The 12,827-nt window shown below is 45.8% G+C and carries 14 protein-coding genes and 1 other RNA gene; 10 read left to right on the top strand and 5 right to left on the bottom strand.

The genetic code is table 11. The annotated features are described in order from the left end of the window. Positions 1-120 precede the first annotated feature (120 nt). From opuBA to opuBD, 4 genes are read left to right on the top strand one after another with little or no spacing between them, the layout of a single operon-like run. Complete coding sequence (gene opuBA, locus NYE53_RS16955; protein ID WP_339245787.1) at positions 121-1,266, top strand: choline ABC transporter ATP-binding protein OpuBA; 1,146 nt, start codon at positions 121-123, stop codon at positions 1,264-1,266. 16 nt (positions 1,267-1,282) lie between these two features. Continuing rightward, entirely contained in the window at positions 1,283-1,936 is a 654-nt protein-coding gene (opuBB, locus tag NYE53_RS16950; protein ID WP_003228370.1) for a choline ABC transporter permease OpuBB, read from the top strand. Positions 1,937-1,947: 11 nt separating this feature from the next. Beyond that, on the top strand, positions 1,948-2,868 hold the full coding sequence (opuBC, locus tag NYE53_RS16945) for a choline ABC transporter substrate-binding lipoprotein OpuBC (RefSeq protein ID WP_339245784.1): 921 nt from the start codon (positions 1,948-1,950) through the stop codon (positions 2,866-2,868). 16 nt (positions 2,869-2,884) lie between these two features. Continuing rightward, on the top strand, positions 2,885-3,565 hold the full coding sequence (gene opuBD, locus NYE53_RS16940; protein ID WP_339245781.1) for a choline ABC transporter permease OpuBD: 681 nt from the start codon (positions 2,885-2,887) through the stop codon (positions 3,563-3,565). 40 nt (positions 3,566-3,605) lie between these two features. On the opposite strand, the gene NYE53_RS16935 is transcribed toward opuBD, so the two are convergent. The 4 genes from NYE53_RS16935 to rghR all read right to left on the bottom strand — a co-directional run bounded on the left by NYE53_RS16935 (position 3,606) and on the right by rghR (position 6,708). Next, positions 3,606-5,306 carry a methyl-accepting chemotaxis protein gene (locus tag NYE53_RS16935; protein WP_339245779.1) on the bottom strand — a complete coding sequence of 567 codons (1,701 nt, stop codon included), beginning with the start codon at positions 5,304-5,306 and terminating at the stop codon, positions 3,606-3,608. Between the two features lie 127 nt (positions 5,307-5,433). Continuing rightward, the gene (catR, locus tag NYE53_RS16930) at positions 5,434-5,760 is read right to left on the bottom strand and encodes a catDE operon transcriptional regulator CatR (RefSeq protein ID WP_003242888.1); all 327 of its coding nucleotides are present in this window, start codon (positions 5,758-5,760) and stop codon (positions 5,434-5,436) included. A gap of 91 nt (positions 5,761-5,851) precedes the next feature. Next, on the bottom strand, positions 5,852-6,271 hold the full coding sequence (locus NYE53_RS16925) for a helix-turn-helix transcriptional regulator (protein WP_174616599.1): 420 nt from the start codon (positions 6,269-6,271) through the stop codon (positions 5,852-5,854). Between the two features lie 29 nt (positions 6,272-6,300). Beyond that, the gene (gene rghR / locus NYE53_RS16920) at positions 6,301-6,708 is read right to left on the bottom strand and encodes a transcriptional repressor RghR (RefSeq protein ID WP_003235175.1); all 408 of its coding nucleotides are present in this window, start codon (positions 6,706-6,708) and stop codon (positions 6,301-6,303) included. 151 nt (positions 6,709-6,859) lie between these two features. On the opposite strand from rghR, the gene NYE53_RS16915 reads away from it, so the two are divergent. Then, a complete protein-coding gene (locus NYE53_RS16915; protein ID WP_009968172.1) occupies positions 6,860-7,093 on the top strand; it encodes a helix-turn-helix transcriptional regulator in 234 nt (77 codons plus the stop codon). A gap of 33 nt (positions 7,094-7,126) precedes the next feature. Here NYE53_RS16915 and NYE53_RS16910 read toward each other — a convergent pair whose 3' ends face one another. Beyond that, complete coding sequence (locus tag NYE53_RS16910) at positions 7,127-7,900, bottom strand: alpha/beta hydrolase (RefSeq protein WP_327828614.1); 774 nt, start codon at positions 7,898-7,900, stop codon at positions 7,127-7,129. A 148-nt stretch (positions 7,901-8,048) separates the two neighbouring features. On the opposite strand from NYE53_RS16910, the gene secG reads away from it, so the two are divergent. From secG to ssrA, 5 genes are all read left to right on the top strand, one after another. Further along, the gene (gene secG / locus NYE53_RS16905) at positions 8,049-8,279 is read left to right on the top strand and encodes a preprotein translocase subunit SecG (protein WP_003220028.1); all 231 of its coding nucleotides are present in this window, start codon (positions 8,049-8,051) and stop codon (positions 8,277-8,279) included. Between the two features lie 131 nt (positions 8,280-8,410). Continuing rightward, positions 8,411-9,151 (top strand): carboxylesterase, encoded by a 741-nt coding sequence (locus NYE53_RS16900; RefSeq protein WP_339245776.1) that lies wholly within the window; start codon positions 8,411-8,413, stop codon positions 9,149-9,151. An 18-nt stretch (positions 9,152-9,169) separates the two neighbouring features. Continuing rightward, positions 9,170-11,509 (top strand): ribonuclease R, encoded by a 2,340-nt coding sequence (rnr, locus tag NYE53_RS16895; RefSeq protein WP_339245774.1) that lies wholly within the window; start codon positions 9,170-9,172, stop codon positions 11,507-11,509. A 144-nt stretch (positions 11,510-11,653) separates the two neighbouring features. Beyond that, positions 11,654-12,124: an SsrA-binding protein gene (smpB, locus tag NYE53_RS16890; protein ID WP_003220025.1), complete on the top strand. Its 471-nt coding sequence runs from the start codon at positions 11,654-11,656 to the stop codon at positions 12,122-12,124. A gap of 176 nt (positions 12,125-12,300) precedes the next feature. Then, positions 12,301-12,663, top strand: a transfer-messenger RNA (tmRNA) gene (gene ssrA / locus NYE53_RS16885). Positions 12,664-12,827: the final 164 nt, after the last annotated feature.

Raw genomic sequence — 12,827 nt, 5'->3', positions numbered from 1 at the left:
GAACAAATTGTAAACTTTTTATTTTATAAACTTTATTCTATAATGGGAAGCATTCAATTGTCTGAAAAATTAAATTTAAACTGAACAAATTGAATAAACTTAATTTTGGAGGTGCGATGTTTGCTGACATTAGAAAATGTCTCGAAAACATACAAGGGCGGCAAAAAAGCCGTGAACAACGTAAATCTTAAGATTGCAAAAGGCGAATTTATCTGCTTTATCGGGCCGAGCGGCTGCGGAAAAACGACAACAATGAAAATGATTAACCGATTAATTGAGCCTTCCGCCGGAAAGATTTTCATTGACGGCGAAAACATCATGGACCAGGATCATGTAGAGCTCAGGCGCAAAATTGGCTATGTGATTCAGCAGATCGGCCTGTTTCCCCATATGACCATTCAGCAGAATATCTCACTCGTCCCAAAACTGCTGAAATGGCCGGAGCAGCAGCGGAAAGAACGGGCGCGTGAGCTTTTAAAATTGGTCGATATGGGGCCTGAATATTTAGACCGTTACCCTCATGAATTAAGCGGGGGGCAGCAGCAGCGAATTGGTGTATTACGGGCACTTGCCGCGGAGCCGCCGCTTATCTTAATGGATGAACCGTTTGGGGCACTCGACCCGATTACGAGGGATTCCCTCCAGGAAGAATTTAAAAAACTGCAAAAAACCTTACATAAAACCATCGTATTTGTTACCCACGATATGGATGAAGCGATTAAGCTGGCAGACCGGATTGTGATTTTAAAAGCGGGAGAAATCGTTCAAGTTGGAACGCCCGATGACATTTTAAGAAATCCGGCAGACGAATTTGTTGAGGAATTTATCGGCAAGGAGCGGCTAATTCAATCATCCAGCCCGGATGTTGAACGGGTTGACCAGATTATGAACACACAGCCTGTAACGATCACCGCGGATAAAACGCTTTCTGAGGCCATTCAGCTGATGAGGCAGGAACGGGTCGATTCATTGCTGGTCGTCGATGACGAGCACGTTCTGCAAGGCTATGTCGATGTTGAAATCATTGATCAATGCCGGAAAAAGGCCAATCTCATAGGTGAGGTTTTACATGAAGATATATACACAGTACTGGGCGGCACACTGCTGCGCGACACGGTCCGCAAAATTTTAAAACGGGGTGTCAAATATGTTCCCGTTGTGGATGAAGACCGACGCCTGATCGGAATTGTGACGAGGGCAAGTCTGGTCGACATCGTGTATGACTCCCTCTGGGGAGAAGAAAAGCAGCTCGCAGCATTGTCATAGGGAGGGGCGATAAGTCATGCATCATATTGTTCAATTTTTGCAAACCAATGGGGGCGAGCTTCTTTATAAAACATACGAGCATATTACGATATCGCTCATTGCTGTGATCTTAGGCGTGCTGGTTGCCGTCCCCCTCGGGGTTGTGCTTACCAGAATGAAAAAAGGAGCCGGCACCATTATCGGCATTGTCAATATCATTCAGACGCTGCCGAGTCTGGCCATCCTCGCTTTTTTTATCCCGCTCCTTGGTGTAGGAAAGGTTCCGGCCATTGTGGCTTTGTTTTTCTATTCCGTATTGCCGATTCTTCGCAACACGTATACCGGCATTCGCGGCGTCAACAAAAATCTGCTCGAGTCTGGCAAAGGCATCGGAATGACGCCGGCTGAACAAGTCCGCTTGGTGGAGCTGCCGCTTGCCGCGCCAGTGATCATGGCGGGAATCAGAACATCGACGATTTACTTAATCGGCTGGGCCACGCTTGCTTCCTTTATCGGAGGCGGCGGATTGGGTGATTACATTTTTATCGGACTGAATTTATATCAGCCGGAATATATCATCGGGGGCGCGGTACCTGTCACGATATTGGCAATTGTGATTGATTATGTGCTGGCAGTTGCTGAACGAAAACTGACACCTGCCGGCATGCAGAGATTGAAGGAATTGTCATAAGGAGGCGGCTCATGAAAAGAAAATATCTCAAATTAATGATAGGTTTAGCACTTGTGGCAACGCTGACGCTGAGCGGATGTTCGCTTCCTGGTCTCAGCGCTGCTGCAGACCAGACCATTAAAATCGGCGCGCAAAGCATGAGCGAATCAGAAATCATCGCCAGCATGCTTGGTCAGTTGATCGAACACCATACAGATCTCAAAACAACAACGATTAAAAATCTTGGCTCCAACGCGGTGCAGCAGCAGGCTTTAATGAACGGGGAAATCGACATTGCCGCCACAAGATATACGGGAGACGCGCTGACAGGCACGCTGAGAATGGAACCTGAAAAAGATCCGGACAAAGCGCTGGCGCTTACTCAGCGGGAGTTTAAAAAAAGATATGATTTAAAGTGGTATGACTCCTACGGGTTTGATAATACATATGCCTTTACACTCAGCAAGGAGCTGGCCGACCAATACCATTTAGAGACCGTATCAGACGTTAAAAAATGGGCGCCGCAATTAAAGCTGGGCGTTGATAACTATTGGATGAAGCTCAAAGGAAACGGCTATCAGGATTTTACGAAAACCTACGGCATGACATTCGGCGGCACGTATCCGATGCAGATCGGCCTTGTGTACGACGCGGTGAAAAGCGGAAAAATGGACATTGTGCTTGCGTATTCAACCGATGGAAGAATCAAGTCCTATGGTCTCAAAATGCTAAAGGATGATAAACAATTTTTCCCGCCGTACGACTGTTCTCCGGTTGTTCCGGAAAAGGTGCTCAAAGAACATCCTGAGCTTGAAGGCATCATCAAGAAAATGCTCGGAAAAATCGACACAGCCACGATGCAGGAGCTTAACTATGAAGTCGACGGCAATCTCAAAGAACCGTCTGTCGTTGCCAAGGAATATTTAGAAAAACATCACTACTTCGAATCGTGAAAGGGGGAAGAGGTCAATGAACGTGCTTGAACAGTTAATGACGTATTACGCGCAGAATGGCAGTTACGTCATGGATGAATTCGGCCGCCACTTTCTCATGTCGGCTTACGGCGTTTTATTTGCCGCTGTCGTCGGGGTTCCGGCCGGAATCCTCATCGCGCATTTTCGCCGTTTGTCAGCCTGGGTGTTTGCAGTAACAAACGTTATTCAAACAATCCCGGCGCTCGCTATGCTCGCCGTCTTAATGCTTGTTATGGGGCTCGGCGCAAATACCGTGATTCTATCATTATTTCTGTATTCCCTGCTGCCGATTATTCGAAACACGTACACAGGCATTATCAGTATTGAGCATGCCTACTTAGAATCGGGAAAAGCAATGGGCATGACGAAATTCCAAGTGCTCAGAATGGTTGAGCTCCCGCTCGCACTTTCTGTCATTATGTCGGGCCTTCGCACAGCTCTCGTCATTGCCATTGGAATTACTGCGATCGGCACATTTGTCGGTGCCGGAGGCCTTGGGGACATGATCGTCCGCGGCTCAAACGCGACAAACGGAACTGCGATTATTCTAGCCGGAGCGATACCAACTGCGGTGATGGCGGTAGGGGCGGATTTGCTCATGGCCTGGCTGGAGCGGGCATTAAGTCCGGTGAAGAAAAAAAGAACCGGGGCGAAACACGTTCAATCAGCTGCATAGAATAGAAAAAAGAGGCTGGAGTCCAGCCTCTTTTTTCTATTTAAATCGTAAACTGACCCATCTTCTCATTAAGCTCCTTCGCAAGCTGCTCAAGCTCTTCAGCATTTTGAAGCACTTGATCCATCGAATGGGCGGATTGCTCAGTTATTGAAAATGTTTCTTCAATGCCGGCGGCCGACTCTTCGGATACAGAAGCGATATTTTCAATCGATTGATTGATAGTAATCGATTGGTTTGTTAACTGTTTCAGGCCATCCGTTACTTCCTTAATGCTGTCTGCAACATGAGTGACGGATTGCTTGATATGCCGCATAGCCTGTTCGGTGTCTGTCAGGTTTTCCGTTCCTTTTTCGACTTCTGTAAAGCTGCTTTCCAAGTACGTAATGACAGTGTGGATCTCCTGCTGTGTCCCGCCTACAATCCGGGTAATATCCTGCACGGAATCAGAAACGCCGTCAGCCAGCTTTCTGACCTCCTCTGCCACAACGGCGAAGCCTTTGCCGCTTTCTCCTGCGCGGGCAGCTTCAATCGCGGCGTTAAGGGACAGCAAATTCGTTTGCTCGGCAATTCCGTTGATGACCTGAACGAGCTTGTTGATATCCTGAGAATGCTGTTCCAGTGATCTCACTTTATGCACGGCTTCTTCAACAATATGATGGATGGTTTTCATTTGCTGTAATGACGTAGCCATATTTTCGTTTCCGCTTACCGCGAGTTCGAGAACGTTTTGAGACGTATCGCTGATGGTGATGCCGTGATTATAGGCTTTATCAATGCTTTCGGTGAACTCATTCATCGATTCGGCAATCGTCACGGCGTCTTGGGCCTGCTGTTCAGAGCCCTCAGCCATTTCGTTCATCGTCTCGGTAATATGTTTGCTGCCGGATCTTGTTTCATTCGTTGCGGTTGCAAGCACCTGTGAAGAAGAAAGAACCCGGCTTGATATGTCTTTAGAATATCCGACAATATCTCTCAGATTCCCTACCATTTTTTGCAGCGCTTCATTCAGATCACCCAGCTCGTCTTTTGAGTTGAGCGGCTCCATATCGTTCGACAGATCGCCTTCGGCAATATGATTGGCAGATTCCTTCATGCGAATGATAGGCTTTACAATGTTTCGCGTGATATAAAGCCAGATGAAAATGCTGATGAGGATCGATGCTGCCACAAGCAAAGCAGTGTAAATGAGCCCTTTATGATAGACGGCCTTCGTTTCTTTTACCGCTGTGTTGCTGCCTTCTTGATTTAAGTCAACAAGCTGAGTGATTGTTTTTTTCATATCCTCAAAGCTGGCCTCAGTCTGAACCAATAAACCTCTTGCTTTGTCCATGTCATTCGTGCGACCGCTTTCGATAATTTGCGCATGAATATCCGTATAGGTGTTCACTTCAGTTTGAAGCTGCTCGAACAGTTTCTGCTCTTTATCAGTGGAGATCGTTTTTTCGTAGTTATCGAGCTTTCGGTTAATGTCTTCAATGATCTGATTCATTTCTTGATCAAGTGTATCCATTTTGCTTTTGTCTGTGTAAATCAGAAAGTCCTTTTCTTTAGAAGACAGGTGCTCGGTTACATAATTAATCGATGTGATTTCTTTGATACCGTCAATCCATTTCGTGTTGATTTCGTCTGTTTTTTGAATGATATGCTGCATATTAAAAGCGCCTATTCCGCCTACAAGTAAATTGATCAGGATCAGTGTCAAAAATACCAGGCTGAATTTGCGGGAAATCGTCAGTCGCATATAGTGGTCTCCTTTAAAAACGTAATGTGTGGATGTACTATATATCGGCTGAGAAATCGTTTTTTCACCTGGGAAAAAATAAAAAACGGCTCTTTTCTCGTCTTTGAGATCAGAACCGTTTTAGCAATTAGTCAAGAAAGGAAGGGTCAATCCATTCAGTCGCCCATTTAGAAATCTCACCTAAAATGGGTGCTAGTGCCTTTCCTTTATCGGTCAATGAATATTCGATGCGAACCGGAGTTTCAGGGATGACATCCCGCTTTACTACTCCTTCAAGCTCAAGTTCTTTCAGCCGTTCTGACAGAACTCTGCCGCTTAGATTTGGAAGTGCTGCTTCAATTTCGCTAAATCGCTGAGACCCGTTCAAGAGCTGAAATACGATTAAAGCGACCCAGCGTTTACTTAAGATGTCGACTGCTTTTTCAAATCTAGGACACATTTCTGATTGGTTCATACTTTTCACCTCGTCTGTCACTATTATAACGCAAATAACGAGGGAGGGTATGCAAGCGTGATTGATAAAATATAGAAAGAGAAACAGGGGATTATGAGGAAGAGGCGCGTTTTTTTGCTTCTGAAGACAAAAAATCGAAGTATTTGCTGAGATTTTCAATATCCTGCTTTGAGAGATGTTCCCATTTTTGACTATTGAAAATCGGGAGGTGCTCCGCTCCGCGAGTGACAGCCGTCTGGTAAATGTCATAAACGGATTGATAGCTTTCAGATGCTTCGCGGATTTCTTCAGGAAAGGCCTGAATATGGCCTGCGGCGGCCATTAGGTTTTCGTACGGCACTTTCAGGACGGCTGCCAGTTTTTTAATCGTGGCGGGTTTTGGCGTCCCGCGTTTGCCGTTTTCAATTTTTGAAATGGTGGCCGAGCTGATGCCTGAGTACACCGCAAGCTGATTCACTGTCAGTTTGCGGGCGCGGCGCAGCTCCCGTAATTGCTGTCCGAACGGTGACATGGTCTATCGCCTCACATTTCTATCAAGAGTCAGTCATCAGCAGACCGTTTTTTGGCTTCGTCTGATATAAACGAAAAATAATGATCCAGCATGAGCAAATCTTCTTTATTGAGATATTGCCACTTTTCGTTCTCAAGAAGAGCAAGGTTTTTCAGGTCATAGGCCTCCGCTTTTTCAAGCAGCTTGCACTTCGTTTCATAAGGAGCTCTGTCCTCATGCACTTCTTCGATGTAACCAGCCTTGTACATAAGCCCCTCATAAGGAATTTTTAAGGCCTCTGCCAGTTTTTTGATGGTGGCAGGTTTGGGAACGCCCCGTTTTCCGTTTTCGATTCTGGAGATGCCGGCCGCGCTTACGCCTGAATAAGTCGCCAGCTGGTTGACTGTTAACTTTCTCTCTTCACGCAATGCCCGTAATTGTTCGCCAAAGCTTTCCATATATCTCACCCCGTCCCTCACTGTTACTCATATTTTAGTATGTTTATTGACTAAAGGGAATAGGTAGACTGGAAATGTATTGACAAAAGTTAACATAAGCCGTAATGTAAAAGTATAGAAAAAAGTTTTTCAGGAATGGAAGGTGAGGAAAGTGCCAGTAGAAAAGATACAGATTAGACGTGATTATGTCTTGCAGTATATGGTTAATAACGATTATTCCCTTAATCAGCTTGCGCTGGAAATCGGAGTCTCACCCGCCACACTGAGCCGCGTGCTGAATGGAGAAAGAAGGCCGGGGCAGCTTGTGATTGGTAAAATGCTTCACTATTTTAATTTGAAATTTGAGGATCTTTTTTACTATGATTTTGTTGACAAAAGTCAATGAGATAGAGAAAACGCAAGGAGATCCAAGCTTTTTCTATCTTGAATGATGTGTCAGCACAAACCCTGTCACCAGCTCATTGCACGTTTTCCATTGTTTTGTCGGCAATTGATGTCCCTGATATTCCAATCTGAAAAATTCGGCATGTCTGCACGCTCTTCGGTAATAGCCTGCGTTTGTAAAGGTCCAGTCCCGCAGGCCGCCATACATAAACAGCATTGGCATGTTTAGGCGGGGCAGTTGTTCAATGCAATTGTAGCCAAGCGAATCCAGATAATACTGATGCCAATGGGCCTGGTCTGCTTTTTTCATATGGTCTGTTAATATGCTGCGAAGCTGTCTGTCTTTTGTGTGGCTGCCAGCGAGGATTTTCATGAGCAAACCGGGGTTTTTTTCAAGCAGATACATTCCCAGTTTGTGCAGCTTCTGGCCGATTACGTTATGAACAGCGGGGTAGGCGCCGGACAGAATAAGGTGTGACACTTTGTCCGGGCGGGTAAAGCCGATATGCTGCGCGATCAAGCCTCCGGCAGAATACCCGAATAACACAGCTTTATCAATGTGCAAAGCGTCCATGAATAGCGCGATCTCGTTTGCGTAATAGGAAATAGACGCTGGCTGATCGATGTGATCACTATCACCGTGGCCGCTTAAATCGGGAAAAATAACCCTGAAATGCTTGGATAGAAGGCGCTGATAATAAAAAACCTTGCGTCCCATGCCCGGCGGGTGGATAAAAATGATAGGGATTCCCTGGCCATATTCTTCATAAAAAAGATGTTTCCTGCTGTCTATGCTGATAAGCGGCATCGCTTTTCTCCTTTGACCTTTTCATATGAATAGGGTAACCAAGATAAAACGTCTTATCCGGCCTTTTGGCGTCTGATACAGCGTGACATGCCAACCCTTTTCATGTAAAATAGAAGTAATGTAGCCAGTGAGTCTGGAGGTGTATGGGATGCACGCAGTTTTGATTACCTTATTGGTTATCGTCAGCATTGCACTTATTATTGTCGTTTTGCTTCAATCCAGTAAAAGCGCCGGATTATCTGGTGCGATTTCAGGCGGAGCGGAGCAGCTCTTCGGGAAACAAAAAGCAAGAGGTCTTGATTTAATTTTGCACCGCATTACGGTAGTGCTGGCAGTCTTGTTTTTCGTGTTAACGATTGCGCTTGCTTATATCCTATAGGGCAATGTTTGTATAAGGTCTGATGTGAAGTCAGGCCTTTTTCACGTTTCTGGCTGATATCCAAAACGTTTTTTTCTGATTAAACTGTGGAAAACTATAATGATCGTGCAGATAGAAAGGGAGACATGAGCATGAAAGTTGTGACACCAAAACCATTTACATTTAAAGGCGGAGACAAAGCGGTGCTTTTGCTGCACGGCTTTACAGGCAATACAGCGGATGTAAGGATGCTGGGACGATATTTGAATGAACGCGGCTATACGTGCCACGCGCCTCAATATGAAGGACATGGCGTCCCGCCTGAAGAACTTGTACATACGGGGCCCGAAGACTGGTGGAAAAACGTAATGGCTGGCTATGAATACTTAAAATCTGAAGGCTATGAGAGCATTGCTGCCTGCGGACTGTCGCTTGGCGGGGTTTTTTCGCTGAAATTGGGTTACACTGTACCCATAAAGGGAATTGTCCCAATGTGCGCACCGATGCATATTAAGAGTGAAGAGGTCATGTATCAAGGCGTTCTTTCATACGCTCGCAATTACAAAAAGTTTGAGGGGAAAAGCCCGGAGCAAATTGAAGAGGAAATGAAAGAATTCGAAAAAACGCCGATGAATACCCTCAAGGCGCTGCAAGACTTAATTGCTGATGTGCGGAATAATGTCGATATGATTTATTCACCGACATTTGTGGTGCAGGCCCGTCATGACCACATGATTAATACCGAAAGCGCCAATATTATTTACAACGAAGTGGAAACTGATGATAAACAGCTGAAATGGTACGAGGAATCAGGGCATGTCATTACACTCGACAAAGAACGTGACCTCGTCCATCAGGATGTGTATGAATTTTTAGAGAAGCTCGATTGGTAATCAACAGGAGGTCGGATAATGGAAAAAGAAGCATTTATGGAAAAGCTTCTCTCGTTTATGAAGGAAGAGGCGTACAAACCTCTGACCGTTCAGGAACTTGAGGAGATGTTAAATATTACGGAAGCCGAGGAGTTTAAAGAGCTCGTCAAAGCGTTAGTCGCCTTGGAAGAAAAAGGGCTTATCGTACGGACGAGAAGCGACCGCTACGGCATTCCGGAGAAGATGAATTTAATAAAAGGAAAGATTTCAGCCCATGCGAAAGGATTCGCCTTTTTGCTGCCTGAGGATACGTCGTTAAGTGATGTGTTTATTCCGCCTAATGAGCTGAATACGGCAATGAACGGCGATATCGTCATGGTGCGTCTGAACTCACAGTCAAGCGGCTCCAGGCAGGAAGGAACCGTCATACGGATTTTAGAAAGAGCGATTCAGCGGGTTGTCGGCACGTATACAGAAACGAGAAACTTCGGCTTTGTCATTCCGGACGACAAAAAAATCACGAGTGACATCTTCATTCCGAAAAATGGGAAAAATGGAGCTGCGGAAGGGCATAAGGTTGTTGTCAAGCTGACGAGCTATCCTGAAGGCCGCATGAACGCAGAGGGTGAGGTTGAAACCATTCTCGGCCACAAAAACGACCCGGGCATTGATATTTTATCGGTCATTCATAAGCACGGCCTGCCGGGAGAATTTCCAGCTGACGCGATGGAACAGGCATCAAGTACGCCTGACACGATTGATGAAAAAGATCTGAAAGACCGCCGTGATCTCCGTGACCAGGTGATTGTCACCATTGATGGTGCGGATGCGAAGGATTTGGATGATGCAGTTACCGTGACGAAACTTGATGATGGAAGCTACAAGCTTGGCGTTCACATAGCTGATGTCAGCCATTACGTAACCGAAAACTCGCCGATTGACAAAGAAGCGCTTGAAAGAGGGACAAGTGTGTATCTGGTTGACCGTGTCATCCCGATGATTCCGCACAGATTGTCAAACGGCATCTGCTCCTTAAATCCAAAGGTTGACCGCCTGACGCTTTCTTGTGAAATGACAATTAACAGTCAGGGACAGGTGACAGAGCACGAGATCTTCCAAAGTGTCATCAAAACAACGGAAAGAATGACATATTCAGATGTGAATAAAATTCTTGTTGACGATGATGAAGAGCTGAAACAAAAATACGAGCCTCTTGTTCCGATGTTCAAAGACATGGAGCGCCTGGCTCAAATTCTGCGCGATAAGCGGATGGACCGCGGCGCCGTTGACTTTGATTTCAAAGAAGCAAAGGTGCTTGTTGATGACGAAGGAGCGGTTAAAGACGTTGTGATCAGAGAACGCTCTGTCGCCGAGAAGCTGATTGAAGAATTTATGCTTGTAGCAAACGAAACAGTGGCAGAGCATTTCCATTGGATGAACGTCCCGTTTATATACCGGATTCACGAAGAGCCGAATGCTGAAAAGCTGCAAAAGTTTTTAGAATTTGTGACGACATTTGGCTATGTGGTGAAAGGAACGGCGGGGAATATTCATCCGCGCGCGCTGCAAAGCATTCTGGACGCTGTGCGAGACAGACCAGAGGAAACGGTTATATCTACTGTTATGCTCCGTTCGATGAAACAGGCGAAATACGACCCGCAAAGCTTGGGGCACTTCGGTCTGTCAACGGAATTCTATACGCATTTCACATCGCCGATCCGCCGTTATCCGGACTTAATCGTTCACCGCCTGATCCGAACGTATTTGATCAACGGCAAAGTCGATGAAACGACTCAGGAAAAGTGGGCTGAACGCCTGCCGGATATCGCCGAACATACATCATCAATGGAGCGCCGTGCAGTTGACGCCGAGCGTGAGACGGATGATCTGAAAAAAGCGGAATACATGCTTGATAAAATCGGTGAAGAGTTTGACGGCATGATCAGCTCTGTGACAAACTTCGGAATGTTCGTCGAGCTGCCGAATACAATTGAAGGACTCGTCCATGTCAGCTTTATGACAGATGACTACTACCGCTTTGACGAACAGCATTTCGCAATGATTGGCGAGCGGACAGGCAACGTCTTCCGCATCGGGGATGAAATCACAGTCAAGGTTGTCGATGTCAATAAAGATGAGCGCAATATCGACTTTGAAATCGTCGGCATGAAGGGCACTCCGCGGCGTCCGAGAGAATTGGACAGCAAAGGGAGCAGAAAACGCGGAAAGCCTGCCAGAAAACGTGTTCAAAGCACCAATACACCTGTTTCTCCAGCGCCGTCTGAGGAAAAAGGAGAATGGTTTACTAAGCCGAAGAAGAAAAAGAAAAAACGCGGCTTCCAAAATGCGCCGAAACAGAAACGGAAAAAGAAGAAATAACAGCTCAACCAGCAAATAGGGCCGCAGCGCTCTATTTGCTTTCTTTCGGAAACAGCTTTTCATTGTAGCGGTACGTGACATTTGGTAAAATAGAGCGTATCGCAAAAGGTGGACAGTTTTTCCTTAGAGAGAGGAGGTTCTGGCATGCCAAAAGGGTCAGGAAAAGTATTATCTCAAAATAAGAAAGCCAACCACGATTATTTTATAGAAGAAACCTATGAAACAGGCATCGTTCTGCAAGGAACCGAAATCAAATCGATTCGCGCCGGCCGCGTAAACCTTAAGGATTCCTTCGCCAAAATCGAACGGGGAGAAGTGTTTCTCCACAATATGCACGTCAGCCCATATGAGCAGGGAAACCGCTATAACCACGATCCGCTCCGGACGAGAAAGCTGTTAATGCACCGTAAGGAGATTAACAAGCTGATCGGGTTAACAAAGGAAAAGGGTTATTCTCTCGTTCCGCTGAAGCTGTATTTAAAAAACGGCTTTGCCAAAGTGCTTCTCGGCCTTGGAAAAGGGAAGAAGAACTATGACAAACGGGAAGATCTGAAGCGCAAGGACGCGAAGCGGGAAATCGAAAGAGCGTTCAGAGACAGTCAAAAAGGCTTCTAAAGGCATAGTGCTTGATTCGAAAATCAGGCCTGTGCTATACTGTGTTCACGATCAGATCACGTCGCCATTCATTTGAAGGATTTGACAATTGAAAAGAGCCGTGATCATGTTATAATAAGACTATAGCCAGTTTGAGTGAGAGCTTGATATTTTCTCCCGTATTTCCCTTATACCAAGGGGACGTTACGGATTCGACAGGGATGGATCGAGCTTGAGCTGCGAGCCGAGAGGCGATCTCGTAAACACGCACTTAAATATAACTGGCAAAACTAACAGTTTTAACCAAAACGTAGCATTAGCTGCCTAATAAGCGCAGCGAGCTCTTCCTGACATTGCCTATGTGTCTGTGAAGAGCACATCCAAGTAGGCTACGCTTGCGTTCCCGTCTGAGAACGTAAGAAGAGATGAACAGACTAGCTCTCGGAAGGCCCGCCCGCAGGCAAGAAGATGAGTGAAACCATAAATATGCAGGCTACGCTCGTAGACGCTTAAGTAATCGATGTTTCTGGACGTGGGTTCGACTCCCACCGTCTCCATACATACTGACAATAAAGCAGAACCTCTTAAGAGGTTCTGCTTTATTTTTTCTCCAAACCACAGGCACCAAAAAGTGCGTACTTCCATTTCAATCCCAGCTGTTTCATACTGATTGCAGAGCAGATGTTTCACCAATCAGATTTCTGTCAATAAATAAGAGGAATCA

Origin of the sequence: Bacillus sp. FSL R5-0523, from assembly GCF_037975295.1 — a bacterium.
Taxonomy (GTDB): Bacteria; Bacillota; Bacilli; order Bacillales; family Bacillaceae; genus Bacillus; species Bacillus subtilis.
This window is presented reverse-complemented; position numbering and strand designations above follow the sequence as displayed.

Bases quoted from the DNA above. Each gene is read 5' to 3' on its own strand.
- catR (WP_003242888.1), bottom strand. From the start codon at position 5,760: ATGAACCAATCAGAAATGTGTCCTAGATTTGAAAAAGCAGTCGACATC.
- opuBC (WP_339245784.1), top strand. From the start codon at position 1,948: ATGAAAAGAAAATATCTCAAATTAATGATAGGTTTAGCACTTGTGGCA.
- opuBB (WP_003228370.1), top strand. From the start codon at position 1,283: ATGCATCATATTGTTCAATTTTTGCAAACCAATGGGGGCGAGCTTCTT.
- NYE53_RS16910 (WP_327828614.1), bottom strand. From the start codon at position 7,900: ATGCCGCTTATCAGCATAGACAGCAGGAAACATCTTTTTTATGAAGAA.
- smpB (WP_003220025.1), top strand. From the start codon at position 11,654: ATGCCAAAAGGGTCAGGAAAAGTATTATCTCAAAATAAGAAAGCCAAC.
- secG (WP_003220028.1), top strand. From the start codon at position 8,049: ATGCACGCAGTTTTGATTACCTTATTGGTTATCGTCAGCATTGCACTT.
- rghR (WP_003235175.1), bottom strand. From the start codon at position 6,708: ATGGAAAGCTTTGGCGAACAATTACGGGCATTGCGTGAAGAGAGAAAG.
- NYE53_RS16935 (WP_339245779.1), bottom strand. From the start codon at position 5,306: ATGCGACTGACGATTTCCCGCAAATTCAGCCTGGTATTTTTGACACTG.
- rnr (WP_339245774.1), top strand. From the start codon at position 9,170: ATGGAAAAAGAAGCATTTATGGAAAAGCTTCTCTCGTTTATGAAGGAA.
- opuBD (WP_339245781.1), top strand. From the start codon at position 2,885: ATGAACGTGCTTGAACAGTTAATGACGTATTACGCGCAGAATGGCAGT.
- NYE53_RS16900 (WP_339245776.1), top strand. From the start codon at position 8,411: ATGAAAGTTGTGACACCAAAACCATTTACATTTAAAGGCGGAGACAAA.
- NYE53_RS16925 (WP_174616599.1), bottom strand. From the start codon at position 6,271: ATGTCACCGTTCGGACAGCAATTACGGGAGCTGCGCCGCGCCCGCAAA.